The sequence below is a fragment of the Micromonospora sp. KC606 genome (assembly GCF_004348675.1).
Lineage (GTDB): Bacteria > Actinomycetota > Actinomycetes > Mycobacteriales > Micromonosporaceae > Micromonospora.
On record NZ_SMKN01000073.1, the window covers coordinates 1 to 24,660 of the forward strand.

At 72.9% G+C, this 24,660-nt stretch carries 20 protein-coding genes and 5 tRNA genes; 10 read left to right on the forward strand and 15 right to left on the reverse strand.

Translation table 11 applies throughout. From position 1 onward, the window contains the following. Positions 1–45 precede the first annotated feature (45 nt). Positions 46–1,098 carry a glycoside hydrolase family 5 protein gene (locus E1193_RS16025; protein ID WP_243707694.1) on the reverse strand — a complete coding sequence of 351 codons (1,053 nt, stop codon included), beginning with the start codon at positions 1,096–1,098 and terminating at the stop codon, positions 46–48. Positions 1,099–1,614: 516 nt separating this feature from the next. On the opposite strand from E1193_RS16025, the gene E1193_RS16030 reads away from it, so the two are divergent. Continuing rightward, positions 1,615–2,577: a TIGR03557 family F420-dependent LLM class oxidoreductase gene (locus tag E1193_RS16030; RefSeq protein ID WP_132183999.1), complete on the forward strand. Its 963-nt coding sequence runs from the start codon at positions 1,615–1,617 to the stop codon at positions 2,575–2,577. Further along, the gene (locus tag E1193_RS16035) at positions 2,574–3,473 is read left to right on the forward strand and encodes an alpha/beta hydrolase (protein ID WP_243707697.1); all 900 of its coding nucleotides are present in this window, start codon (positions 2,574–2,576) and stop codon (positions 3,471–3,473) included. Before E1193_RS16030 ends, E1193_RS16035 begins: the two co-directional genes overlap by 4 nt. Positions 3,474–3,531: 58 nt before the next feature. Here the strand turns inward: E1193_RS16035 and E1193_RS16040 are convergent, their stop codons facing one another. The 6 genes from E1193_RS16040 to E1193_RS16065 form a co-directional block, all read right to left on the reverse strand. Continuing rightward, positions 3,532–3,927, reverse strand: a complete 396-nt coding sequence (locus tag E1193_RS16040) for a hypothetical protein (protein WP_243707699.1) — start codon at positions 3,925–3,927, stop codon at positions 3,532–3,534. A 22-nt stretch (positions 3,928–3,949) separates the two neighbouring features. Further along, positions 3,950–5,440: a phosphatase PAP2 family protein gene (locus E1193_RS16045; protein WP_132184000.1), complete on the reverse strand. Its 1,491-nt coding sequence runs from the start codon at positions 5,438–5,440 to the stop codon at positions 3,950–3,952. A gap of 79 nt (positions 5,441–5,519) precedes the next feature. Continuing rightward, entirely contained in the window at positions 5,520–6,521 is a 1,002-nt protein-coding gene (locus tag E1193_RS16050; protein ID WP_132184001.1) for a YihY/virulence factor BrkB family protein, read from the reverse strand. Continuing rightward, positions 6,514–7,521: a diacylglycerol kinase family protein gene (locus tag E1193_RS16055; RefSeq protein ID WP_132184002.1), complete on the reverse strand. Its 1,008-nt coding sequence runs from the start codon at positions 7,519–7,521 to the stop codon at positions 6,514–6,516. The genes E1193_RS16050 and E1193_RS16055 overlap by 8 nt, the downstream gene beginning before the upstream one ends. Positions 7,522–7,620: 99 nt before the next feature. Further along, the gene (locus E1193_RS16060) at positions 7,621–8,199 is read right to left on the reverse strand and encodes a Clp protease N-terminal domain-containing protein (protein ID WP_132184003.1); all 579 of its coding nucleotides are present in this window, start codon (positions 8,197–8,199) and stop codon (positions 7,621–7,623) included. Then, positions 8,199–8,435, reverse strand: a complete 237-nt coding sequence (locus tag E1193_RS16065; RefSeq protein WP_132184004.1) for an HTH domain-containing protein — start codon at positions 8,433–8,435, stop codon at positions 8,199–8,201. The genes E1193_RS16060 and E1193_RS16065 overlap by 1 nt, the downstream gene beginning before the upstream one ends. A gap of 213 nt (positions 8,436–8,648) precedes the next feature. Between E1193_RS16065 and E1193_RS16070 the strand changes: the two genes are divergently transcribed. The 5 genes from E1193_RS16070 to E1193_RS16090 all read left to right on the forward strand — a co-directional run bounded on the left by E1193_RS16070 (position 8,649) and on the right by E1193_RS16090 (position 15,808). Continuing rightward, positions 8,649–10,613 carry an endo-1,4-beta-xylanase gene (locus E1193_RS16070; protein ID WP_132184005.1) on the forward strand — a complete coding sequence of 655 codons (1,965 nt, stop codon included), beginning with the start codon at positions 8,649–8,651 and terminating at the stop codon, positions 10,611–10,613. A 73-nt stretch (positions 10,614–10,686) separates the two neighbouring features. Continuing rightward, complete coding sequence (locus tag E1193_RS16075) at positions 10,687–11,472, forward strand: protein phosphatase 2C domain-containing protein (protein WP_132184006.1); 786 nt, start codon at positions 10,687–10,689, stop codon at positions 11,470–11,472. Between the two features lie 105 nt (positions 11,473–11,577). Then, positions 11,578–12,417, forward strand: a complete 840-nt coding sequence (locus E1193_RS16080) for a universal stress protein (RefSeq protein ID WP_132184007.1) — start codon at positions 11,578–11,580, stop codon at positions 12,415–12,417. Positions 12,418–12,536: 119 nt separating this feature from the next. After that, positions 12,537–14,945 carry a phosphoketolase family protein gene (locus tag E1193_RS16085; RefSeq protein ID WP_132184008.1) on the forward strand — a complete coding sequence of 803 codons (2,409 nt, stop codon included), beginning with the start codon at positions 12,537–12,539 and terminating at the stop codon, positions 14,943–14,945. Continuing rightward, positions 14,942–15,808 carry a universal stress protein gene (locus E1193_RS16090; RefSeq protein WP_132184009.1) on the forward strand — a complete coding sequence of 289 codons (867 nt, stop codon included), beginning with the start codon at positions 14,942–14,944 and terminating at the stop codon, positions 15,806–15,808. The genes E1193_RS16085 and E1193_RS16090 overlap by 4 nt, the downstream gene beginning before the upstream one ends. Positions 15,809–15,858: 50 nt before the next feature. Here E1193_RS16090 and E1193_RS16095 read toward each other — a convergent pair whose 3' ends face one another. From E1193_RS16095 to E1193_RS16115, 5 genes are all read right to left on the reverse strand, one after another. Then, positions 15,859–16,863: an NAD-dependent epimerase/dehydratase family protein gene (locus E1193_RS16095; protein WP_132184010.1), complete on the reverse strand. Its 1,005-nt coding sequence runs from the start codon at positions 16,861–16,863 to the stop codon at positions 15,859–15,861. Positions 16,864–17,121: 258 nt separating this feature from the next. Next, positions 17,122–17,715 (reverse strand): TetR/AcrR family transcriptional regulator, encoded by a 594-nt coding sequence (locus tag E1193_RS16100; RefSeq protein WP_132184011.1) that lies wholly within the window; start codon positions 17,713–17,715, stop codon positions 17,122–17,124. Positions 17,716–17,746: 31 nt separating this feature from the next. Then, positions 17,747–19,195: an aminotransferase class V-fold PLP-dependent enzyme gene (locus E1193_RS16105; protein WP_243707702.1), complete on the reverse strand. Its 1,449-nt coding sequence runs from the start codon at positions 19,193–19,195 to the stop codon at positions 17,747–17,749. Positions 19,196–19,419: 224 nt separating this feature from the next. Next, positions 19,420–19,494, reverse strand: a tRNA-Val gene (locus E1193_RS16110). Positions 19,495–19,503: 9 nt separating this feature from the next. After that, positions 19,504–19,576 (reverse strand) — tRNA-Gly (locus E1193_RS16115). A gap of 150 nt (positions 19,577–19,726) precedes the next feature. Here E1193_RS16115 and E1193_RS16120 point away from each other — a divergent pair. The 3 genes from E1193_RS16120 (at position 19,727) to E1193_RS16130 (ending at position 23,953) form a co-directional block, all read left to right on the forward strand. Continuing rightward, a complete protein-coding gene (locus E1193_RS16120; RefSeq protein WP_132184012.1) occupies positions 19,727–19,963 on the forward strand; it encodes a DUF6458 family protein in 237 nt (78 codons plus the stop codon). A 178-nt stretch (positions 19,964–20,141) separates the two neighbouring features. Further along, the gene (locus E1193_RS16125; protein ID WP_132184013.1) at positions 20,142–20,789 is read left to right on the forward strand and encodes a hypothetical protein; all 648 of its coding nucleotides are present in this window, start codon (positions 20,142–20,144) and stop codon (positions 20,787–20,789) included. After that, positions 20,786–23,953: a M48 family metalloprotease gene (locus E1193_RS16130; protein ID WP_132184014.1), complete on the forward strand. Its 3,168-nt coding sequence runs from the start codon at positions 20,786–20,788 to the stop codon at positions 23,951–23,953. Before E1193_RS16125 ends, E1193_RS16130 begins: the two co-directional genes overlap by 4 nt. A gap of 68 nt (positions 23,954–24,021) precedes the next feature. On the opposite strand, the gene E1193_RS16135 is transcribed toward E1193_RS16130, so the two are convergent. The 3 genes from E1193_RS16135 to E1193_RS16145 all read right to left on the reverse strand — a co-directional run bounded on the left by E1193_RS16135 (position 24,022) and on the right by E1193_RS16145 (position 24,287). After that, a tRNA-Val gene (locus tag E1193_RS16135) sits at positions 24,022–24,096 on the reverse strand. A gap of 13 nt (positions 24,097–24,109) precedes the next feature. Then, positions 24,110–24,180: transfer RNA gene (locus E1193_RS16140), tRNA-Cys, on the reverse strand. A 34-nt stretch (positions 24,181–24,214) separates the two neighbouring features. After that, a tRNA-Gly gene (locus tag E1193_RS16145) sits at positions 24,215–24,287 on the reverse strand. Positions 24,288–24,660 lie beyond the last annotated feature (373 nt).

Sequence of the window (24,660 nt, forward strand, 5' to 3'; positions counted from 1 at the left end):
TTTTTTTTTAACGATAAGACGGCGACCCCCGAGTTCTACACTCGACTAGTCGTCGGCAGCGTCAGATCTGTATAAGAGACAGGGGGCCGGGCTGGTCGGGGTCGGGCTGGCGCCGCCGTAGACGGATGCCTCCCGGGCGGTCTGCTTGATCCCGTTGGGGCCGTTGAAGAGCCGCTGGCCCCAGCTGCTCAGGTTGTTCGGGTCGAAGTTGACGACCATGTCGAGGTAGCCGACGTCGCTGCTGTTGCCGCTCCACGACCAGCCCAGGTAGCCGATCCCGTTGGCCTGGCTGTACGACAGGATGGCGTCCTCGTCGGGGTTGCCGTCGGAGTGGTTGTGGCCGAACTCGCCGACCACGATGGGCAGCCGGGCGGCGCGGAACCGACCCAGGTAGTCGCTGATCTCGGCGGCGGTGTCGAAGACGCCGTACATGTGGACCGAGAAGACGGTGTTCTTCTGCGGGTCGGCGTCGAACACCGAGGCAGCGTTGTTGCGCATGGTGAAGGACCAGTCCTGACCCCAGTTCGGCGCGTCCACCATGATGGTGTGGCTGAAGCCGTTGGCGCGCAGCCGCTTGATCGCGTTGCTGGTGTCGGTCGCCCAGGTGCCGTAGCCCTGGTTGCCGTACGGCTCGTTGCCGATGTTGACGATGACGTACTTCTCCTGGCCCTGCAGAGCGCTGGCGATGCTCAGCCAGTAGTCGACCGCCCGGTCCAGGGTGATCGCGCCGCTCTGCTCGCCGTAGCCGGTGGTGTCGTGCACCTCCAGCACGCAGATCAACTTGTTGGTCCTGCACAGGGAGATGACGTTGCTGACGTCGGCGGCGCTGTTCTTCGTCCAGCGGTCGCCGCTGGCCAGCACCACCCGGACGGTGTTCGCGCCGAGCGCCTTGATGTTGGCGAAGGAGCTGGTCTGCTGCGGGTACCAGGTGTGCATGTGGTTGACGCCCCGCATGATGAACTCGTTGCCGTTGGCGTCGTGGAGCTTGCCGTTGGAGACGGTGAACCCGGCCGCGGCGTGCGCCGGCTGAACGAAGACGAAGATGGCGGCGAGCGCGGTGAGCAGGGCAACGCCGGCGACGCTGAGTCGCTTTCTCATGACTGTCCTCAGGAGGTGTCGAACCCCGTGCCCTGGTGGGGTGCTGGTGATGTGACGGACGGCTGTAGCCCGCAGCCGCCGCTCGACTCCCCGGTCGCGTAGCCATCAGCGTATGGCGATGGCTACGAGAAGGCAACCGGTTAAGTAGGCCACCCGGCCGGCCGGCGCAACGGTGGCGGTCCACGCGAGCCGTGAGCCGCCACCGACGGCCATCCCCACCACAGGATGCGACGCCACCGACCTGAACCGGTTAAGTTCCCACGGAAGATCGGGCCCGACGCCCACGTCAAGGATCGACGCCGGCCAGTCCGCCCGCCGGCACATGATCGGCGCCGATTGCAGCGGGGAGGGCGGGCGACGGGTCAAGTTCCGCTTCAACGCCGTCGTCTCGTCCCGCCAGCCGGACCCACAGCATTCCGCGAACAGGACGCACCCGGGTGGAAACGGACAGCAGGGTTGGCCGCCGCCCGCCGGGGTATCCGGTGACGATCCGTTGGGCGGAAGGAGAAACCTCAGATGGTCAGCGTCGGCTACACCCTGATGTGCGAACAGGCCGGCCCCCGGCAACTGGTCGACCACGCGGTACGGGCGGAGGCGGCCGGTTTCGACCAGCTGGTGATGTCCGACCACTACTATCCGTGGCTGGACTCGCAGGGTCACTCCCCGTACGCCTGGTCGGTGCTCGGCGCCGTCGCCCACGCCACCAGCCGGGCCGAGCTGATGTCCTTCGTCACCTGTCCGATCCGCCGGTACCACCCGGCCGTCGTGGCGCAGAAGGCCAGCACCGTCGGCGTGCTCTCCGACGGCCGGTTCACCCTCGGCCTGGGTGCCGGGGAGAACCTCAACGAACACGTCGTCGGCGCCTGGCCGCACGTGCAGCAGCGGCACGAGATGTTCGAGGAGGCGCTGCAGATCATCCGACCGCTGCTGGCCGGCGACACGCTCAGCTTCTCCGGCAACCACTACGACGTGCCGGAGGCGTACCTCTGGGACCGGCCAGACCGGCCCGTCCCGATGGCCGTGGCCGCCTCCGGGCCGTCCTCGGCCGCGCTCGCCGCCGAGTACGCCGACGGCATCGTCGCCACCGAACCGGACCCGCGGATCATCCGGCTCTACGACGACGCGGGCGGCACCGGCCAACCCCGCTACGGGCAGGTCGCCATCTGCTACGGCCCGGACGAGGCCGAGTGCCGCAAGATCGTGCACGACCAGTTCCGCTGGTTCGGCATGGGCTGGAAGGTCAACGCCGACCTGCCCGGCCCGGAGGCGTTCGCCGCCGCCACCCAGTTCGTCCGCGAGGACGACGTCGCCGAGGGAATCTCCTGCGGACCCGACGTGGACGCCCACGTCGAGGCGTTCAAGAAGTTCGTCGACGCCGGCTTCACCCACGTGGCGATCGTCCAGGTGGGCGGCGACACCCAACCGATGTTCCTCGACTGGGCACAGGAGGAACTGCTGCCCCGACTGCGAGAGCTGTGAGGCTGCGGCCGACCCCGCCGGGGCGCTTCGGGGCGGCCGAACTCCGGCTCGCCCTGGCCGCGCCCCGGCCGGCGGCCGGTCTCACCAGCGAGTGGCGACTGGTCGACGGGCTGCGCACGCACACCCGCCGGGCCGCCGGGCCCGGCGGTGACGCCCCACCGGTGGTGCTGGTGCACGGGCTGGCCGTCTCGCACCGGTACCTCACCCCGCTGGCCGTCGCGCTGGCGACCACCCATCCGGTGTACGCGCCGGACCTGCCCGGCTTCGGCCTCACCGAACACCCCGAGCGGGCGTACGACGTGAGCGGGCACGCCGCCTTCCTGGCGGCCTGGCTCGACACGTACCGGATGCCGCCGGTCTGCCTGGTGGGGCACTCGTTCGGCGCGGAGGTCGCCGCCGCGCTGGCCGCACGCCGCCCGGAGGCCGTCCGCGCGCTGGTGCTCGCCGGCCCGACCACCGACCCGACCGCCCGGTCCCGCACCGGCCAAGTCGGCCGCTGGCTCGTCGACACCCTGCGGGAAGCCCCGATGCAGGCGCCGATCCTGCTGCGCGACGTGTGGGACGCCCGCCCCTGGCGGGTGTACGCCACCCTCACCCACTCGGTCCGCAACCCGGTCGAGCAGGACCTGGCCCGGGTCACCGCGCCGACCCTCGTGGTGGCCGGCACGCGCGACCCGGTCGTGCCGCCGGCCTGGCGCCGCCAGGTGACCCGGCTGGTGCCCGACGCCCGCCCGGTGGACGTGTCCGGCGCCGCGCACAACGTCGCCACCACCGCGCCCCGGCAGGTCGCCGACGCAATCCGCGCCCTGCTCGCCCCCGAACCTGCGAAGGTGGTCCCATGCGCATCGGCAACACGGAGATCCGGCCCGCCGGAGGCGGGTTCGGCTGCCTTTTGATGATCCTCTTCTCGATCCTCGCCTCGGTCGCGCTCACCGTCCTGCTCAACCTCGTGCTCTAGGCGGCGTCCGGCCACCGCCACGCGTCGGTGCCGGCGAACTCCGCAGCGCCGTGCCGGGTCGGCACGGTGTGGCCGTCCGCCTCGGGCGCGCCGGCGGCGCGGGCCGGCCAGAGGTCGACCAGGCCGGCGTCGAGCAGCCGGGCGACGGCCCGGGTGTCCACGGTACGGCCGTCGCGACGCACGTGCCGGCGGCGGTGGTGCGGCGGCAGACCCGCCAGCCGGTCGGTGTGATCCGCCGTGGGCTCCAGCGTGTTGAAATCGCCGGCGAGCAGCGCGAGCGGACCGCCGGTACGGCGCACGGCGGCCACCAGCCACTCCGCCTCCATCCGTCGCCGGCCCCCTGAGTACGGGTTGAGGTGCGTGCGGCCACCTGTCCTGACGTTCCAGGTCATCACCCGCAGCATGGCTGGTGTCTCACTGCGGCCGGGCGGCTCTGGCCAGCTCGTCGTCGAGTTCGCCGACCTGCTCCGACTCGATCGACGGCCGGTTGCCCTCGTAGACGTCGGCGTTGGGCCGGACAACCCAGTAGAGCAGCCCGATCCACAACGCGCCGAGCAGGATCGCGCCCATGAGGTCGGTCGGGTGGTGCATCCCCCGGTACATCCGGGAGACCGCCACACCGACCGGCATGACCACCGCGAGCGCCACGAACAGCCAGCGCCACCAACGGTGGGTACGCGGGAGGACGACCAGCGTGATCGCGGCCCAGACGCAGATGGTGGCGGCGATGTGCCCGGACGGGAACGAGGAGGTGGGCATCGGGCCGTCGAGGTTGCCGACCGGCGGACGGGGCCGGTCCACCGCCGCGGCGGAGGCGAGGAAGAGGCTCAGCTCGCCGACCATGGCCAGCGCCACGAACAGCACCGGCCGCCAGCGCCGCCACACCGCCAGCACCAGCGGGCAGCAGACCAGCGAGATGAGCAGGATGGCGTGGGTGTCGCCGGCCTTGCTCCACCAGTAGCTGACGTCGTCCCGGGCCGGAGTGCGGTGCTCGGCGAACCACCTCGGCACCTCGGTGTCGAGGGTGGCGAGGAAGGTGCCGCCGGCGTGGTGGCTGACGAACATCCCGAAGCCGTAGAGCGCGCCGAGCACCAGCACCCAGCCGGCCAGCAGCTCGAAGACGGCGGCCCGGGGGTGCGGCAGCAGGTGCGCCTCGTCGGGGGCCGGGGCGACCTGGTGCGCGGCCTCCGGCTCCAGCCCCTCGGTCAGTGCCGGGAGTCGCCGGCCCCGCTCCAGCCGCCACAACCGGAAGGCGTACGCGGTGACGCCGAGCCAGGCCGCGCCGAGCAGCCAGGCCCCCAGCACGTCGGAGAGGAAGTGCACACCCAACGTGATCCGGGTCAGCCCGATGAAGACGATGGTCGTGGCGACCAGCGCGATGGCCGGCCTGCGCCAGCGGCGCGACATGGCGGGCAGGAAGACCAGCAGCAGCGCCCCGTACGCGACGAACGACCCGAGGGCGTGACCGCTGGGGAAACTGTTCCCGGCGTAGACGCCGATCGGCACCTCCACCTCCGGGCGCAGCCGGCCGACGAGGGTCTTCAGCGCCGGGTCGAGGATGAGCGCGCCGAGGCCGGTGACGACGAGGAAGACCGCGAGCCGGCCCTGTCGGCGGATCAGCAGGCCGATCACGGCGACCGAGACCAGCCAGATGATCACCGCCCGGCCGCCGAGGTTGGTCAACGCGGTGAGCACGGTGACCAGCGGCCGGTGCGGCGCGACCCGGTCGTTGAGCCAGGCGGCCACGCCGTGGTCCACGTCGTACAGCGGGGTCCACCCGACCCGGATCAGGACCAGCAGCAGGCCGAAGCCGACCCCGGCGCCGAGGACCAGCACCAGACCGGCGAGCGTCCGCTCGGTGAAATGACCAAGGGGTCGTCGCCACACCTCTGTGACCGCGCCCACGGCAGCCTCCCTTGCGCCCTTGGCGAGGCGCTGTACCCGATCGGCGTGGCGCGTACACGCCGGGCAGGCTGTCGGGGGTCTACCGCGAGGTCACCCCGTTGGTGTCGGGGGCACGCCCCCGCCCGGCCTCCGGCTCCCAGCGGTCCGGCTGGGCCGGTTCCGGCGCCCCGATTCGCATCGCCTCCATCTGCGCGGCGAAGGCCAGGCCGCCGAAGAGCGCCATCCCGGTCACGTTGGCCCAGAGCAGCAGGGCCATCATGCCGGTCAACGCGCCGTACGTCTGGCCGAACCCGCCGCCGACCGTGACGTACGCGGCGAGCAGCAGGCTGGCCAGCCACCACAGGACGGTGGCGATGCCGGCGCCGAAGACGAGCCAGGTGAGCCCGGGCTGGTTGCGCCGCGGCGCGTGCCGGAAGATCACCGCCACGGCGAGCACGGTCAGTCCGAGACTCAACGGCCAGCGGATCACGTCCCAGGCCGCGGCGGCGGCGTCGCCCCAGGCGTAGTGCCGTTGCACGGAGTCGCCGATCGCCCGGCCGCCCACCAGGATCAGGAACCCGGCCAGCGCCGGCAGGCCGGCCACCACCGCCAGGACGGTGGCCCGCAGGTACTTCCACAGCGCCGGACGGTCCCGCTCGACCCCGTAGATCCGGTTCGCGCCGCGTTCGATCTGGGCCATGGTGCTGGTGAGGGCGAGCAGCCCGGTCAGCAGCCCGAGGCTCAGCGCCAGCTCACCCCGGCGCTCGATCCGGTCACTCTCGCCGAGCAGTTCCCGGACCATGTCGTCGCTCTGGCCGGGGGTGAGGGCCAGCACCGTGTCCGCGACGACCTGCCCGCCCTCCTCCACGCCGAGCTCGCTGATCAGGCCGGTCAACGCGATCATGAAGGGCACCACGGCGAGGCAGAGCTGCAGGGCCAGGGCCCGCGAGTGGCTGAACCCGTCGCCGTAGCGGAACCGGACGAAGGCGTCCCGCAGCAGACACCAGCCGCCGTGCCGGCGCAGGGTGTGCCAGGCGTCGTCGGCGCAGAGTTCGCGCGCCGACATCAGTCGGGTCTCCGGCACGAGCCGGGTGCTACTCACGGCGTGCCTCCTCGACCAGTTGCTCGCCGCGCTCCCCCGCCGCGTCCGCGTCGCGGGCGAGGTCCGGATCCCGCTCGGGACGCGGCACGCAGAGCCAGAGCGACCGGGGCCGGATCTCGACCCTGAGCGTGCGCCCCAGCTCGATCAGGTCGCCGTCGAGCTGGCAGGGCTGGGGCCGGTCGCAGCGGATCTCGATCCGGCGGGCCCGGAACACCTCCATCCGGGGCACGGTGCCGTGCCGGCGCACCAGCGCCCACCCCAGGGCGACCCAGTGCCGCAGCGTGCGCGGGGTGAGCACGGCCACGTCGAGCCAGCCGTCGTCCGGCTCGGCGTCGGTGAGCAGGCGTATCCCACCCTGGAGCCGGCCCACGTTGGCGACCAGCACCGGGCGGGCCCGACGGCGCAACGGCGCCCTGTCGTCCAGGGCGATGGTGACCCGCATCGGGCGGTCCCGCAGGTGCTTGGCGGCGCCCACGACGTACGCCGGCCAGCCGATTCGCGCCTTGGTCGTCTCGGAGGTGTCCCGGAGCATCTGGGCGTCGAAGCCCATCCCGGCCATGACGGCGAAGTGCCGGTCACCGACCTTGCCGACGTCGAGCCGGCGCAGGCCGCGCTCCACGGCGATCGCCAGCCCGGCCGCGAGGTCTCCGGAGAGGCCGAGGTTGGCGGCGAGCAGGTTGCCGGTGCCCTGCGGCAGGACGGCCAGCGCGGTGTCGGTGCCGACCAGCCCGCTGAGGCAGGCCATCACGGTGCCGTCGCCGCCGCAGGCGAAGACGACCTGGGCTCCGTTGCGGACCGCCTCCTCGGTCTGGCCCCGGCCCGGGTCCTCGGCGGTGGTCTCGTACCAGACCGGCCGGGGCCAGCCGGCGGCGGCCAGCGCGTCGTCCACGGTGCGGCGGAACTCGTCGAGATCGGTCACCTTGACCGGGTTGACCACGACCGCCGAGCGCGGGGCGCGGTCGTCCACGGTCACCGGGCGCTCGTGCTCTGCACCGTCCACGGCGCAAGTGTGCAGCAACGCGGGCCGGTCAGCGAGCCGACGACGTCGCGGTGGCCGCACAGCGGCGTCAGATCCGGTCGGCCCCGGGGGCGCGACCGGTCAGGCCGCCGCGCGTACGGCGATCTCGACCCGGCGGCGCAACTCGTCCAGGTGCAGCCCGGCCTCGGTGAGCACCACCGCGGCGAGCCCGTTGCCCTCGCGGAGCAGCCCGAGCAGGATGTGCTCGGTGCCGATGTGGCGGTGGCGCAGCCGCAGCGCCTCGCGTAGGGACAGTTCCAGCACCTTCTTCGCCCGCGGGGAGAAACGCCCGTCGTCGTGCCGCCGCAGACCCCAGCGGCGGCGCGGGGCCGGCGTGGCCTCGCGTAGCGCGTCCGGGCCGAAGGACTCCTCGATCCGGGCGACGATCGCGGTCAGGTCTATGCCTATCTCCCGCAGCGCGGCGGCGTCGGCCTCGCCGAGCCCGCTGGCGCCCTGGGCGGTGTGCCGGGCGACGCGGGCGCGCAGGTCGGTGCTGTCCGCACCTGCCTCGGCGAGTACCCGGCCGGCGAGCGCGTCGCCGTCGGCGAGCAGTGCGAGCAGCAGGTGCTCGGTGCCGACCGGGCGCCGCCCCGCGGCCCGGGCCTCCTCGATCGCCCGGTGGACCGCGGCGCGGGACCGGTCGGTGAACCGTTCGAACATCATGCCTCCCTGTTGCCGGGGACCGCCGGTCGTCCGGCGTGCTTCTTGTGGACCGCCTGTCGGCTGACCTCGAGCGCGTCGGCGATCTCCTGCCAGGACCAGCCCTGTCGACGGGCGTTGTCCACCTGGACGATCTCCAATCGTTCGAGCAGCCGGCGCAGGGCGAGCACCGCGCGGAGCCCGACCTTGGGGTCGGTGCTGCCGGCGGCCGCCGCGAGTTCCGTCGCCTGACTCATGCCGTCAACCTACGTTGACACCGCCGCTTCTGTCAACCCACGTTGACAGAAGCGATGGCGTAACATCGACGACCGTCACCGGACGGTGACAGTGGGGCCAGGGACACGCGCACCGGCATGCGGGGCTCATGCCGGTGATCGGCGCGCCGCTCCCGGCCTGGCAGTGCCACCACAGTCGGCGCGTACCCCACCACTCCTGGAAAGGACACCCGTATGCGCACGACCAGGACGCGCCCACCCACCGGCCTCGCCGTGTTGGCGCTGGCCATCGCCGCCTCGGCCATCCCTCTCACGTCCGCCCCGGCCGCTCGCGCCGCCGAACCTGTCGTGGTGCTGCGCAGCACCTTCGAGCACGACACCACCGACGGCTGGCGGGCCCGGGGCGGGGAGACCGTGGCGCCCAGCACCGCAGCCGCCCACTCGGGCACCGGCAGCCTGCTGGCCGCCGACCGCACCCAGAGCTGGCAGGGCCCCGCCCGCGACCTGCTCGACCACGTGGAGAAGGGCCGCCGGTACACGCTGTCGGTGCACGTGCGGCTCGCCGCCGGGGAACCCGCCGCCCAGGCCCGGCTCAGCGTCCAGCGCGACGCCGGCGGCGCCGCCGCCTACGACCAGGTCGTCGGCGCGACCCCCGTCACCGCCGACCGGTGGGTCGAACTGACCGGCAGCTACGTCCTGGCGCACGACGTCGACCGGCTGTCGGCGTACGTGGAGACCACCGGCGGCACGGCCAGCCTGCACATCGACGACTTCACCCTGTCGTACGTCCCGGCGAAGCCGGTGCAGACCGACATCCCCGCCCTGCGCGACGTGCTCGCCGGCGACTTCCCGATCGGCGCGGCGATCGGCGCGCCGCAGACCGTCGGCGAGCACGCCACCCTGCTGCGCCGACACTTCGCCTCGGTGACCCCGGGCAACGCGCTCAAGTGGGACGCCACCCAGCCGACCGAGGGGCAGTACCGCTTCGCCGACGCCGACGCGCTGGTCGGCTTCGCCACCGACAACGGCATGGCGGTACGCGGGCACACCCTGGTCTGGCACCAGCAGACCCCGGCCTGGGTCTTCGCCGACACGACCGGCGCGCCCCTGACGCCGTCGGCCGAGAGCCGGGCGCTGGTGCTGAACCGGCTGGACCGGCACATCCGCGAGGTGGTGGGCCGCTACGGCGACCGGATCGGCACCTGGGACGTGGCCAACGAGGTGATCGACGAGAACCAGGCCGACGGCCTGCGCCGCAGCCGATGGCACGAGCTGACCGGCCTGGACTACCTGCGTACCGCCTTCCGGGTGGCCCGCGAGGTGGCGCCGACGGCGAAGCTCTACGTCAACGACTACAACACCAACGTCCCCGCCAAGCGCGACAAGCTGTACGCGCTGGTCACCCGGCTGCGGGCCGAAGGGGTGCCGGTGGACGGCGTCGGGCACCAGATGCACGTCAACGTCGACTGGCCGTCGATCGCCGAAACCGAGGCGATGATCGAGAAGTTCGTCCCGCTCGGGGTGGAGCAGCAGATCACCGAGATGGACGTCAGCATCTACACCGACAGCTCACAGTCTTACCCGGCCCCGCCGGCGGAACTGCTGCGCACCCAGGCGCTGCGTTACCGGGACCTGTTCGGCGTCTACCGCCGCCACGCCGACAGGATCACCTCCGTGACGGTGTGGGGCCTCGCCGACGACGACACCTGGCTGGACAGCGTCCCGGTCACCCGCAAGGACGCACCGCTGTTGTTCGACACCGGGTTGCAGGCCAAGCCGGCGTACTGGGGGATCGTCGACCCGTCCCGGATCGACCCGACCCCCTCCCCCACGGTCTCGCCCTCACCCACCGGCACCGGATCACCGACGCCGACGCCCGCCTCCTGCCGGGTGGACTACGCGGTGACCGGGCAGTGGCCGGGCGGCTTCCAGGCCACGGTACGGCTGACCAACACCGGTGACCGCCCCCTGACCAGCTGGTCGTTGCGCTGGTCGTTCGGCGACGGCCAGCGGATCACGCAGCTGTGGAACGGCACGTACCGGCAGACCGGGCCGGCGGTCGAGGTGGGCAACGCCGCGTGGAACGGCCGGGTCGGTCCCGGAGCGACCGCCGACGTGGGCTTCCTCGGCACGTGGACCGGCACCAACGGCCGTCCCGCCGCGTTCGACCTCGACGGCGCCCGCTGCACGATCGGCTGAGAAGGGCCGGGCGTCCGCCGACACGAACGGCGGACGCCCAGCCCGATGCCCCCGATGGTGTTACCGTCCGCACGTGTTCCGTCGCCGCTCCGCCGCCATGACCGTCGCGGCCGCCCGCCGCCTGACCGTCGGCCGGGTCACGCTGGAGGTCGCCGACGGCAGCGTCGTGGGCCACCGGTACCGGGCCAACTTCGACGCGTGGCACGTCGACCCGGAGCTGCCGCTGGGGGTCGTCGCCGACGGGATGGGCGACGGCGAGGGCAGCCGCCTCGCGGCCACCATCGCGACGGAGACCCTGGTCGAGCTGATCCGCGCCAGTTGGCCGGTCGTCGGGCCACGCGAGTTGCGCGCCGCCGTCGCCGAGGCCCAGATCCGGGTACGCCGGGCCGGCGCCGCGCTGGACGAGCTGACCGGCAGCACCCTCACCGCGCTGCTGGCGGAGCCGGACGGCGAACACTGCTGGATCGTCCAGCTCGGCGACTCGCGGGCGTACCGGCTGCGCGACGGGGTGCTGGAGCTGGTCACCGTCGACCACACCATGGCCTGGCTCGGGGTGCTACACGGCTGGTGGCCGGCGAACTCCCCGGAGGCCGCGCGGGCCCGCTACCAGCTCCTGCGCTACGTCGGGCACCCCGACAAACCCGAGGCGGATCTACTCGCCGTGCCGATGCGCCCCGGCGACACCTGGCTGCTCTGCACCGACGGGGTGAGCGACCAGCTCGACTACCACCGGCTGCGGGACCTGCTGGTCGGGCAGGGCCCGACCGAGGCCGTCCAGGCCCTGCTGGGCGCCACCCTCACCGAGGGCGGCGTCGACAACGCCACCGCCGCCGTGCTGCGCGTCCGTTCCGCCTCCTGACCGCGCCGGGTCCCGCGATCACCGCCCGCCGTGCCGGCGTCCCCGCTAGCGTCGCAGGGGAGGGCGTCGGCCGTGCCGTGCACCACGCCCGGGGAGGTGAGCCGGATGACCGGGTTCGCTGACGGGCCGGTGGTGGCCGGCGTCGGCCCGCGCCCGCAGGGTATGCAGGTGGTCCGCCTGGCCGCCCAGGAAGCCGCCGCGCACCGTCGGGAGCTGACCCTGCTGCACGCCTTCAACTGGGAAGCGGCCTTCGCGGCTCCGTCGGTCGCCGGGCCGCGGGCCGAGGCCGAGGAGTTGCTCGCCCTGGCGGCGGCGATCGCCAACGAGGTGGAGCCGTCGGTGTCGGTCCGCGGCGAGATCGTCGAGGGCCCCCCGGTCGCGGCGCTGGCCCGCCGGTCCGAATCGGCGTTCATGGTGGCCGTCGGCGACAGCGGCATGGCCGATCACCCGGCGTGTGTCCCCGTCGCCGGGCCGGCGGTGCAGCTCGCGGCCCGAGCCGGCTGCCCGGTGCTGGTGAGCCGCCGCGAGCCGCCGCCCCCGGGGCCGGTGCTGGTCGGGTTGGACGGAGCGGACCGCGCACCCGCCACCCTCGCCTTCGCCCTGGACTGCGCGGCTCGCCGGCAGGCCCGGCTGGTCGCGATCCGGGTGGTCGAACCGGGACACCCCGACGGGGACGAAGACGCGCTCGCCGAGACGGTAGCCCGGGCCGGTCGGGCCCACCCCGCCGTGGCCACCGAATGCCACACCGTACGCGGCGACCCGGGGACCGTCCTGGTGGAGCAGGCCCGATCCGCGCAGCTCACGGTCGTCGGCGCGCGGGGAGACCAGCCGTGGCGCGGCATGCTGGGCGCGGTCAGCCAGGCCCTGCTGTACCACGCGCCGTCGCCGCTCATCGTCGTGCGTGGCCTGGCCGGTGGGCCGCCGGGTGGAACAGGACGCCCTTGACGCCCCGGGGACCATCGACCCCGGTCTCCTTCACCCGGGTGGGGGAAGCTGGACGACGCCCGGGACGAAATCGCGCTTCCGGGTGCGGAGTTCTCCGAGGCGCGAGAGGCTGTTGCAGCATGGACACCGCTCTGGACCTGCACGGCCCGCTGACCGACGATGAGCTGCGCCGGCTGGACGCCTACTGGCGGGCGGCCAACTACCTGACCGTCGGGCAGATCTACCTGCTGGACAACCCGTTGCTGCGGGAGCCGTTGAAGCCCGCACACGTCAAGCCCCGGCTGCTCGGCCACTGGGGCACCAGCCCCGGCCTGAACCTCCTCTACGCCCACCTCAACCGGGTCATCGTCAGTCGGGACCTCTCGGCCATCTTCATCACCGGTCCGGGCCACGGCGGGCCCGCGCTGGTCGCGAACACCTGGCTGGAGGGCACCTACAGCGAGCTCTACCACGGAGTCAGCCGGGACGAGACCGGCATGCAGCGGCTGTTCCGCCAGTTCTCCTTCCCCGGCGGCATCCCGAGCCACGTCGCGCCGGAGGTGCCGGGCTCGATCCACGAGGGCGGCGAACTGGGGTACGCCCTCAGCCACGCCTACGGCGCGGCGTTCGACAACCCCGACCTGCTGGTCGCCTGCGTGATCGGCGACGGCGAGGCGGAGACCGGCCCGCTCGCCGGCAGCTGGCTGTCCAACGCCTTCCTCAACCCGGCCCGGGACGGGGCGGTGCTGCCCATCCTGCACCTCAACGGCTACAAGATCGCCAACCCGACCGTGTTGGACCGGATCCCCGCCGACGACCTGCTCGCCATGATGCGCGGCTTCGGCCACCAGCCGTACCTCGTCGAGGGCGACGACCCGGCCACGGTGCACCAACTGCTGGCCGCCACCCTGGACCGCGCCTGCGACGGGATCGCCGAGATCCAGCGCCGGGCCCGGTCCGGCGGAGCCGGCGAGCGCCCACGCTGGCCGATGATCATCCTGCGTACGCCGAAGGGCTGGACGGGTCCCCGCGAGGTCGACGGCAAGCGGATCGAGGGGACGTTCCGCTCCCACCAGGTGCCCGTCGACGGCGTACGGGAGAACCCCGAACACCTGGCCGAACTGGAACGTTGGTTGCGCAGCTACCACCCGGAGGAGCTCTTCGACGCCACCGGCAGCCCGGTCGAGGAGTTGGCCACCCTGCCGCCGAGGGGCGACCGGCGGATGAGCGCCAACCCGGTGGCCAACGGCGGACGCCTGCTGCGGGACCTCGAACTGCCGGACTTCCGTGACTACGGGGTCGACGTCACGGAGCCGGGCCAGCCCGCCGCCGGGGCCACGGGCGTACTGGGCAGATGGGTGCGCGACGTGATCAGCCGCAACCCGCACACGTTCCGCCTGTTCGGCCCGGACGAGATCGCCTCCAACCGGCTCGGCGCCGCCTTCGAGGTCACCGACCGGGCGTTCGTCGCCGACACCGTCGAGGGCGACGACCACCTCTCCCCCGACGGCCGGGTGATGGAGGTGCTCTCCGAGCACCTGTGCCAGGGCTGGCTGGAGGGCTACCTGCTCACCGGACGGCACGGCATCTTCACCAGCTACGAGGCGTTCATCCACATCGTCGACTCGATGGTCAACCAGCACGCCAAGTGGCTGAAGGTGACCCGGGGAATCCCGTGGCGGCAGCCGGTGGCGTCGTTGAACTACCTGCTCTCCAGCCACGTGTGGCAGCAGGACCACAACGGCTTCTCCCACCAGGACCCGGGCTTCATCGACCACGTGGTCAACAAGAAGGCCGAGGTGGTCCGGGTCTACCTGCCGCCGGACGGCAACACATTGCTCTCGACGATGGACCACTGTCTGCGCAGCCGGCACTACATCAACGTGGTGGTGACCGGCAAACAGCCGTCGCCGAGCTGGCTGGGCATGGCGGAGGCCATCCAGCACTGCCGGCGTGGCCTGGGCATCTGGGACTGGGCCAGCAGCGACGAGGGCAGCCAGCCGGACGTGGTACTCGCCTGCGCCGGCGACGTGCCGACCCTGGAGACCCTCGCCGCAGCCGACCTGCTCCGGCGACACCTGCCCGAACTCAAGGTACGGGTGGTCAACGTGGTCGACCTGATGCGCCTTCAGCCGCCGTCGGAGCACCCGCACGGCCTCCCGGACAAGGAGTTCGACACCATCTTCACCCGCGACAGGCCGATCATCTTCGCGTACCACGGCTACCCGTGGCTGATCCACCGGCTCACCTACCGTCGAACCAACCACGACAACCTGCACGTGCGCGGCTACAAGGAGGAGGGCACCACCACCACCCCGTTCGACATGGTGATGCTCAACGACCTGGACCGGTTCCACCTGGTCATCGACGTGATCGACCGGGTGCCGGGGCTCGCCTCGCGCGCCGCTCACCTGCGTCAGGACATGGTCGACGCCCGGCAGACCTGCCGGGACCACACCCGCAGGTACGGCGAGGACGACCCGATGGTCGCCGAGTGGCGCTGGATCCGCGAGACCGATCCGACCGACGGGGCGACGGCGACGGAATGAGCGGCGACGAGATCCTGGTCGGCTTCGACGGTTCGGCCGACGCCAGGCTGGCGCTGGGCTGGGCGTTGGACGAGGCGCAGCACAGCGGGCGCCCGGTGCGCCTGGCGTACGTCTTCGAGTGGGTGACCGTCACCGGCTGGATCGGTCCGGGGATGGCCCCCGGGATCTGGCCGGACGAGACGGCCCGGCGGCAGGTGGAGGAGCTGGTCGGCGAGGCGGCGGCCGACGCCGCGGCCGAGCGGCCCGGCGTCACCGTGCACGGAGACGTCCTCGACGGCCCGCCCGCCCTGGTCCTGCAGGAGCGTTCCGCCGAGGCAGGACTGCTGGTGCTGGGTAGCCGGGGACACGGCGGATTCGGCGGCCTGCTCGCCGGGTCGACCGCCGTGGCGGTGACCGCCCACGCGCACTGCCCGGTGGTGGTGGTCCGCCACGGGAGCACCGGCGCGGCGGGTCCGGTCGTGGTGGGGGTCGACGGGTCCGAACCGTCCCGGGTGGCGCTCGGCTTCGCGGTGGAGCGTGCCGCGAAGCGGAAGATGCCGCTGCGGGTCGTGCGGATCACCGATCCGCCGGACGGACGGCGGCGGCCGTCGGACCACGACGAGCAGGCCGTCGCCGCCGAGGAGCGGGCTGTCGTGGAGAAGTCGCTCGCCGCCTGGCAGGGCACCTTCCCCGACCTGCCGGTCACCGTCGTGGTGACGCCCGGCAACCCGGCCGCGACGCTGGTCGAGGCGAGCCGGGAAGCCCAACTCGTGGTGGTGGGCAGCCGGGGCCGGGGTGGACTGCGCGGGATGCTGCTCGGCTCGGTCAGCCAGCAGCTCATCCAGCACTCGCAGTGCCCGGTCGCGGTGGTTCGGGAACGCTGATCCGGGCGGCCGGCCCCGCGCCCCCGTCCGTCGCGGGGCCGGCCGCCCGGTCAGGTCGGATGGTGACCGGCGAGCAGCGCGGCCTCCCGCGCGGGATCGAGCCCGACCGGTGCCCGCGCGGGCCGGCCGGCGCGCTGCGGCACCGACCCGACCCGACACAACCAGTGCCAGGTGTCGACGACCGTCTCGGCTGCCGGCCGGCAGGTCAGCCCCGCCGCGTACGCCCTGTCGACGCCCCGCTCCTGCAACCAGCGGAACTCGTGACCCACCGGCACCCAGATCGGCAGGTCGTTCCAGGGCACCACACCGGCGGCCAGGATCGGCTCCGGGTCGGTCCACCGCAGCCGGGCGTCCGAGCCGGTGACCGCGACCGCCGTGTCGAGCAGCTGCCCCATGGTGGCGTGCCCGGGGCGGCTGATCACGTTGAACGGGCCACCGGTGCCGGCGGCGGCGCGGTCCAGCGTCCACGTCGCCAGGTCCCGCACGTCGACGTACTGCACCGGCAGGTCGGCCGGGCCGGGGGCGAGCACGTCGCCGCCCCGGGCGATCCGGCGCAACCACCACGGCAGCCGCCCGATGTCCTCCCCCGGCCCGAGGATCAGCCCGGCCCGGACCAGCAGCGCCCGGTCCCCGAACACCTCCACCGCGGCCCGCTCGCCGCCGGCCTTGTTCGCCGGGTAGTCACCGTCGGGGGCGTCCGGCACCGAGGCCACCACCGGCGCCTCCTCACCCACGCCGGTCGGCACCGGGTGGGCGTACACGGATCCGCTGGAGACGTAGGCGTAGTGCCCGGCACGGTCGCGTAGTGCCCGCGCAGCGGCCCCCACCGCCCGTGGAGCGCCGTCCCAGGTGTCGACCACCAGGTCCCATTCGCCGCCGGTGAGCGCGGACAGCCCATCAGGTGCCGTCCGGTCGCCCCGCAACCGGTGAACGCCTTCCGGCGTCGCCCCGTGCAGCCCACGGTTGAAGACCGTCACCGACCATGTCCGATGCACCGCCTCGGCCACCACCGCGCCGCCGACGAAGCCCGTGCCGCCGAGCACCAGCAGTCTCATGGACCCCAGCCTGGCCGATGCCGGGCGCCGTGAACATCCTTGTTCACCGGTAGCGGATCTGCCATCGGCAGAACCGGGCCGTTGACCGAACCGGCGGATTGCCTCAGCCGAGGCGGATCGCTGGCGCGACCGGCGGGGGTTCGCGCCGTTTCCGGTGCACGGTGGTGGCCGACCTCGTCACCCGACACCGGAACAGCTGGTCGACTCCGACACCCGCTGGCCGGCACCCCCTACCGGTGCGCCGGCCAGCACCCCCTGTCAGGGACGCGTGAGCAGGTCCAGGAAACCATCGAGTTGTGTGGTGAGGGTCTGGGCGGTCTCCAGGTGGGGTATGAGTGTCGCGGTGACCTGCGCGCCGAGCAGCGCGGTGAGCAGGTGCCCGATGATGTCCCCGTCCGGCATCGGGGTGCGCACCTCCCCGGCGTCGCGGGCTTCGGTGAGGTGGCGCTGCAACTGTTCGCGCCACTCACGCATGGCGTGCTCATGTCGTACGGCGAGGTGGGCGGTGGTCAGCGCCTTGTGCCAGAAGGGCACGACGACACGGGCCTCGTCGCGCGTCGTCTCGTCCAGCGGCAGGATCTCCCGACAGTAGGCGCGCAGGGCCGCCAGTCCGGACCTGCCGGAAGTGGCGGCGGCCATGCGGCGGCCCGTCTGGACGTAGATGTGTTCGAACGCCGCGCTGAGCAGGTCGTCCTTGCTCGCGAAGTACGGTTTGAGCGCGCCGTTGGCGAAGCCGGCTTCGGTGGCGATCGCCGCCATGGTGGCCGAATCCCACCCGCTGCGGGCGATCGTGCGCCACGCTGCCTCGATGATCTCCACCCGGCGGTGCTCGTGGTCGACGACCTTCGGCACGGCCGCTACCCCTCTCCCACCCGTCGCGTCGCTACTCGTGGCCGCCGGCGAGCAGGTCGAGGACCTGCTCGTGCAGGAACGGTACGTGCTGCTCGGTCTCGGGCTTCATCAGCACGCTGCGCAGGATCCGGCCGTGCGGCACGTCGGCGACCACCTGATGTCCACGCGCGGCCAGGGCGGCGGCATCGGCGGTGTAGGTGGCCACGAACAGCGACTGCGTCGAGGGCAGCCGCATGCCTTGGGTCAGCACGTGAGCGCTGGCGCGGTCCACCAGCGACAACCGGTCACGGTTGGGGAAGTAGGTGAGAATGTCGAGCTGCGGGTGCTGGTAGAGGCTCAACTGCTCGCTGGCGGTAATCTGCTGCGCCCAGACCAGCGCGGCGCGCCGGCCCGGACGCAGCACCGCGCCCAGACCCTCCGGCGTCAGCGGCAGCAGGCGCAGTGTCAACCACAGGGCGGCGGCCGCCGCACCGGCACGCGAGCACTCCAGGGAGATCTCGCCCAGGTGCAGGTCGTCGGAGGTGAAGTAGGTGTAGGGCGAATCGTGCAGGTAGTGCCGCGCCACACCGGGGTCCCTGAACAGCACCGCGCCGCAGCCGTAGGGCTGCAAACCGTGCTTGTGCGGGTCGACGACGACCGAGTCGCAGTCAGCGATGGCGGCGAAGGGGGCAGCGGCGACCCCGTCGGGGCTGTCGTCGGCGATCAGGCGGAAGAACCCGCCGTAGGCGGCGTCGACGTGCACCCGAGCCCCGTAGTGCCGGCACAGCGCGACGATGTCGTGGACAGGGTCGACCGCACCCAGCCCGGTGGTGCCCGTGGTGGCCACCACGGTGCCGACGCCTCCGGTTCGTAGCAGTTCCTCCAGGGCCTGCAGGTCCATCGTGCCGTCAGCGACCGTGGGCACCACCGTGCCGTCCATGCCCAGCAGGTGGCACATCCGGGCGTGGGTGTAGTGCGCGTCGGCACTGTAGGCCACCGTCTTGCCCGGGTGGGTCTGGCGGGCGACGAACAGCGCCTCGAGGTTCGCGATGGTGCCGCTGCTGGTCAGATGTCCCAGGTGCTGGTCGAAGCCGAACATGGCCGCCAGCTGGGACACCACCTCCCTCTCCATCCGCGCCGTCGCCGGGCCGCCGTCGAGCGCGTGGTTGTTGGGGTTGATCATCATCGCGGTGAGGTATCCGATCACCGCGACCGGGTGCGGGGGCTTCAACATCTGACCGACGTAGCGGGGGTGGAAGAACGGGTAGTTCTCGCGCAACCGGGTGCGCAGCTCGTCGGTGGCCCGTTCCAGCGCGCCGACCTCGACGTCCAGCGCCGGGTGCGGGCTGAAGCCGCCGTACTCGTCCATCCAGCGGGCCATGTGTGCGACCGCGGCCCGCAGTTGCTCGCCCAGCTCCGCCGCGCCGGCCGGACCGCTGCGCAGCATCCGACGGCCGCCGTCCTGGCCGGCCGGCGAAGCGTTACCTGAGGACGTCGCCATGTCCTTGCTCCTCTGGACTCTCGCGCGCCGTCGCGCCCAGGGACACCGGGTGCGACACCGAGGCGACTATTTTCTACGACTGTAGAGAAACAAGGTAGGGTCGCTCGAACGACCAGCACAAACAAGGTGGACCGTGCTTCCATTGTGCTTCCGACACAAGGGCCACAACGCGAACGGCTCGTTATCGAAATTCCGATAACGAGCCGTCGACCTGCTCATATAAATGGTGGGCGATACTGGGTTTGAACCAGTGACCTCTTCCGTGTCAAGGAAGCGCGCTCCCACTGCGCCAATCGCCCGTGGTCGAGAGCGGACGACGGGATTCGAACCCGCGACCCTCACCTTGGCAAGGTGATGCGCTACCAGCTGCGCTACGTCCGCGTGTCCCCGGCGTTACCCGGTGACGGGCAGAACTCTACCCCGACGCCAAGATCGCCACTGCGCCACCCCCACCTGGGTGTGATTGCGCTGGTGGACGACGGGGTACTGACTCTCCCCGACAGCACACCACATCCCCTGAAGGAGGCTGTCGTGGGTATCGGAACGAGCATCTTCCTCCTGGCGGTCGGCGCGATCCTGACCTTCGCTCTGAACGCGAGCCTCGGCGGCGTGAACCTCGACGTCGTGGGCTGGATTCTGATGGCGGCCGGCGCCCTCGGCCTGATCATGACCACGCTGGTCTGGGGCCGCCGTCGCACGGTGGTCACCGACGAGCCGGTGCAGTACCGGCGGGTCGAGGAGCGCCGGGACGTCACGCCGCCGCTGTGACCACCCGGAGGCCGACCGACGAAGCCGCGCGGCCCTCGCCACGGACGCTGACCGCCGGCCGCGCCGGCCACCGCAGGCCCGCTGGCCGGCGCGCGCGCGTCCGGGAGCCCGCACCTGGAATCGTCCATGGTGGAAACATGACAGTCATGGCTCGCTGACCGCCGGTACGATCCCGCTCGTGGAGGGTCGCCGGGAAGCGGAACTGCTGCCAGCCGAGAACGCCGCCGCGGCGGAGGAACTCGCCCGCCGGGTGGTGCGCCAGGTGGCCCCCGAGGAGGGGGAGATCTTCGACGTCGTCCGTGACGCCTACCGGCGGGACCCGCGCCGGCTGACCGCCCCGGGCGACGGACGCGACCGGATGCTCGGTTTCGGGGTCGAGGCCGCCGCCGCGCTCTTGACCCCGCTGCTGTTGGGGATCAGCGCGGAAGTGGTCCGCCACCTCGCTCTGGAGGCGGTCAGCGCGATCGAGGTGCGGGACCGATTCCGCCGCCTTCTCGGCCGCCGGCGGGACGACGCGCCGGCGACCCTCAGCGTCGAGCCCGACGACGCCGCCCTCAGGCTTGGCGAGACCCTCACCACCGAGCCCGAAACCGCCACCGAGCCCGAAACCGCCACCGAGCCCCGGCCGGTCGACGCACCCGTAGGCGGACGAAAGGACGCCCCCGCACCCGCACCCCACGACGTCGCGGCGCCCTCTCTTCCGCCGGTGGACGCGCGGCGGATCCGGGAGATCGTGGTGACCCGGTGCCGGCAGGCCGGGGTGACGGCGGACCGAGCGCGGTTGATCGCGGACGCCGTCGTCGGCGCCCTGCACGCCGACGGATGACCGGGCAGGCGGCTGCGCCCCGCCCGGCGGTGTCCGGTACGACGCTGCGCTTCGCCGCACTCGTCGCCGCCGTGCTCGGCACCGGCGCGTACGCCTTCGCCACCCTGTACGCCCTGGTGCCGGAGCACGCCGCGGCGATCGGCGCCACCTACGTCCGGTGCGTCGAGGCGTACGGGCACGCCCTGCCCGCCCCCGACGCGGACTTCGACACGTACGTCGCCGCGAACGATCGGGCCAGGCTGGAGGTCGCCCGCTGTCTGGCACCGGTCCAGCTGCCCCGGGCGGCCTGGGTGCTCGCCGGCCTCGGGATACTGCTGGCGGTCTCGGCGGCGCTGTACCTCGCGACGCCGTGGTGGATCCGCCGCCGGGGACAGCTCGTCGAGGTGACCGCCGACGCCTTCCCCCGGCTGCACGCCGAACTGGGCCGGCTCTGCGCGGTCGCCGGACTGGACCGGCCACCGGCGTTCCTGCTCGACCCGACAGCCGGCGCCCCCGGCGGGCTGGCCTTCGGCCGCACCGGCCGGTACGCCGTGCGGATCAACGCCGGGCTGGTGCCGCTGACGGTGACCGACCCGGGACTGTTCCGGGCCGTGGTGCTGCACGAGCTGGCCCACGTCCGCAACCGGGACGTCGACCTCGCGTACGCGGTGGTCGCGCTCTGGCGGGCCTTCGTCGTGGTGGCGCTCGTTCCGCTGGTCGTGCTGTCGGTGTACCCCACCGTCCTGACCGATCCCGGCCGGGCGCCGTGGGACAACCACGCCGGCCACGTTCTTGACGAGTACTTGCCGTGGGACTTCGCCGGCTACTGGGCGACGACGGTGCACGGGAGTGTGCGCGCGTTGCTCCTCGTCGCCGTGGTGTACCTAGCCCGCAACGCGGTGCTGCGCGCCCGTGAGACGTACGCCGACTCCCGGGCCGCGGACTTCGGCGCCGGGGCCGACCTGCGCCGGGCCGTCACGGCCGCAGCGGCCCGGCCGCCCGCCCCCGGGTGGCGACGGTGGCTCGGCCGGTTCGGTGTGCACCCCAGCGCCGCGACCCGGCTGGCCACCATCGACGACCCGCATCGCGTGCACCGGCCCGGCTTCGGCGAGCTGCTCGGAGCCGGCCTGACCACGGCGATCGCCTTCGACGGCCTGTCCCAGTACACCCGGCTCGCCCTGCCCCACGCCGGTGCCACGGGCGGTCCGGCCGCGGCGTGGCTCGTCGCGCCCGTGGTGACCGGAATCCTGGGTGCGGTCGCCTGGCGGGCCTGGCAGTCGCCCGGGTCGCCGGCGGACCGGACCCGACTTCTGGTCACCGCGACCCTCGGGTTCAGCCTCGGCTGGCTGGTGGGCGACGTGGCGTCGCTCGCCACCGTCGCAAGCGACTGGGGCGTCCTCGGCAACGCGTCGATTGGCGGGCAGGTCGCATTCGGCTCGGGGCCGGTGATGGACGGCTACGACGCCGGCTCGGCCCTCGTCGCGGCGCTGCTGCTGACCGGGGGAATGCTGGCGCAGGCGGGGGTCCTCCTCGCCGCCGCCCGGTCCTGGTCGGCGCGGGGTGCGACCGGCCGGTGGGCCTGGGCCGCCGGCGTCGCTGTCACCGCCGTGCCGTTCGCCGTATGGATCGCCATCTGGTTCGACACGCACGCGGCCCCACACCTGGTGGGGCACCTCTACAGCGTCGGCGCCGCCGACCTGGCCCGCGTCGGCGTCGACATCTGGCAGGGGCCGGGGTTCGCCCTGCTGACCCTCTTCTACCCGCCGGTCGAGATCTTCCGAGACCGGCTGCTGGCGGTGCCCGTGCTGGCGCTGGCCTGGCTCTACCCGCTCGCCGCGGGGCTGCGACCGTGGTGGCGCAGGCCGCGCCCGCCCTCCGGACCACCGCCAGGAGTTGACACCGCACGCCCAGGTCCGGGGCGGCTCCGCGAGGTGCCGGCACCGCATGACCCGCGGCTCGGCGAGGGGGTACGCACCGCGCTGCGGCTGGCGCTGGTCGGTGCCGCCGGATTCGCCGTCGCGCTGCTCGCCGCGCGGGCGGCGGTACGGCTGTTCGCGCCGGAACGGGCCGGCGCGGCGGACTTCCCCGGCTACTTCAACTACTGCCAGCTAGCGGCGGCCACGTTCGTCCAGGCCGTGGTAGGCGGCGTGCTGGCCGCCCGGCGCCGCCCTCTCGGTCTGGTCCTCGGGCAGCTGGGCGCGATGGTCGTCGCGGTGCTGGCCACGGTTGCGGTCCTCGGCGCGCAGACGCTCGGCGGCTGCGTGGCCGCGTTCCGGTTAACCTCCTCCACCTGCCGCCTGCCCGACGACCTGCCCTGGGCTCTGTGGCTGCTGCGGACCCTGGCCGTCGAGGGCGCGCTCGCCGCCCTGCTGGCCGGCGTGACGGTCGTCCTCGCGTCCGCGCTGGCCCGAAGCCTGGCGGCGCGGGCGGGAGTGGACGGCTGGGCGGCACGGCGGGCCTGGCCGGCGGCGCTGCTGGTGCTCCTGCTCGGTGCCGGCGGCCTCGCGGCGCGAGGGACGTACGCCTCCGAGGAGTCGACGACCGTGGCGACCGCCCGGCCGTCGGCGACCGCTGAAGCCGACCCACGGCCGGCCCGTCCGGAACGCCCGCTGACCGCCGCCGAGGTGACCGCCGCCGTCGAGGCCGCCGAGCGGGGACTGCCGCCCGGCTGGCGGCGTGCCGCGGAGGAGAAGGACTCGTCGGCCGAGAACCGCTACGACCCGGCGGGGTGCCGCTCCCTGGCCACCGGGGCGTACCGGGGGGTGCTCGGTTCGGGCAAGCAGGCGTCGGCGGCCGCGAAGCTGACCAACGGTGGCCGGCTGGCGTCGACGACCGTGTACGTCGACGTCACCTCGTACGCCACGCCGGTGCCGGAGTCGGTGCTGCGCGACGCGGAACGGGCGCGGGTCGCCTGCCCGCGGTACACGATCACCACGGCCACCGGCTTCCAGGTGGCGTACGAGTCCCATTCCGGGGCCGCCCCGCCCCTCGGCGACCAGGCCTGGCGGGTCGACCACGACTTGTCGACCACGTCCAGCCCGACCGTGCGGGGCCGCACGTCCGAGGCCGTCGTACGGGTGGGCCACACCCTGGTCACGGTGTCGGTGACCGCCGTCGGCGAGCCGCTCGACGAGGCGCTCCTGCTCGACCTTTTGACGCGTACGGTGTCGGCCCTGCCCCGGTGACCCGGGCTGGTTGCCGCGACTTCCGGAACGACGCAGGGTCGGCCCTCGGCGGGCCGACCCTGCGTTCCTGGTGGGCGATACTGGGTTTGAACCAGTGACCTCTTCCGTGTCAAGGAAGCGCGCTCCCACTGCGCCAATCGCCCGTGCTCTTTACCGAGGTGGGGACGGGATTTGAACCCGCGTACACGGCTTTGCAGGCCGTTGCCTCGCCTCTCGGCCACCCCACCGAGGTTGCCCCCGTCAAGCGTGGCGGCAGCTCCGAGCGGACGACGGGATTCGAACCCGCGACCCTCACCTTGGCAAGGTGATGCGCTACCAGCTGCGCTACGTCCGCGTGCCTCCGGCGTTACCCGGTGACGGATGGAAACTTTAGCCGAGCCGCCGAACAGATGCCAAATCGAGCCGGCATTCCGGCGCGTCCGAGTGCGTCACCACATCGACTCAAGCGTCCTAGGACCCTGGGTGGCAGACGTGGGACGCGGACGGCGGCGTTGGGTCGCGCGGCTGGCGGCTGACGCGACCGGCAGGGGTTGACGGCCCGGCTGCAGCGCTTGGGTACGCAGGTGAGTCGGTCGATGTGGTTCGGGCGTCTGCCTCGTCTGCGCACGTACTCGAGAGCTGTAGCCGGGCCCTGATGTCTGCGATCCCGGCCGGGGCGGGGGCTGCGATCGGATGCCTGCGATCCCGGCCGGGGCCGGGATCGCAGG

What these genes read in the sequence shown, in the direction of transcription:
- E1193_RS16065 (WP_132184004.1), bottom strand. Translation starts at nt 8,435, where the DNA reads ATGAGTCAGGCGACGGAACTCGCGGCGGCCGCCGGCAGCACCGACCCC.
- E1193_RS16025 (WP_243707694.1), bottom strand. Translation starts at nt 1,098, where the DNA reads ATGAGAAAGCGACTCAGCGTCGCCGGCGTTGCCCTGCTCACCGCGCTC.
- E1193_RS16040 (WP_243707699.1), bottom strand. Translation starts at nt 3,927, where the DNA reads ATGACCTGGAACGTCAGGACAGGTGGCCGCACGCACCTCAACCCGTAC.
- E1193_RS16090 (WP_132184009.1), top strand. Translation starts at nt 14,942, where the DNA reads ATGAGCGGCGACGAGATCCTGGTCGGCTTCGACGGTTCGGCCGACGCC.
- E1193_RS16095 (WP_132184010.1), bottom strand. Translation starts at nt 16,863, where the DNA reads ATGAGACTGCTGGTGCTCGGCGGCACGGGCTTCGTCGGCGGCGCGGTG.
- E1193_RS16060 (WP_132184003.1), bottom strand. Translation starts at nt 8,199, where the DNA reads ATGTTCGAACGGTTCACCGACCGGTCCCGCGCCGCGGTCCACCGGGCG.
- E1193_RS16130 (WP_132184014.1), top strand. Translation starts at nt 20,786, where the DNA reads ATGACCGGGCAGGCGGCTGCGCCCCGCCCGGCGGTGTCCGGTACGACG.
- E1193_RS16030 (WP_132183999.1), top strand. Translation starts at nt 1,615, where the DNA reads ATGGTCAGCGTCGGCTACACCCTGATGTGCGAACAGGCCGGCCCCCGG.
- E1193_RS16085 (WP_132184008.1), top strand. Translation starts at nt 12,537, where the DNA reads ATGGACACCGCTCTGGACCTGCACGGCCCGCTGACCGACGATGAGCTG.
- E1193_RS16080 (WP_132184007.1), top strand. Translation starts at nt 11,578, where the DNA reads ATGACCGGGTTCGCTGACGGGCCGGTGGTGGCCGGCGTCGGCCCGCGC.
- E1193_RS16070 (WP_132184005.1), top strand. Translation starts at nt 8,649, where the DNA reads ATGCGCACGACCAGGACGCGCCCACCCACCGGCCTCGCCGTGTTGGCG.
- E1193_RS16105 (WP_243707702.1), bottom strand. Translation starts at nt 19,195, where the DNA reads ATGGCGACGTCCTCAGGTAACGCTTCGCCGGCCGGCCAGGACGGCGGC.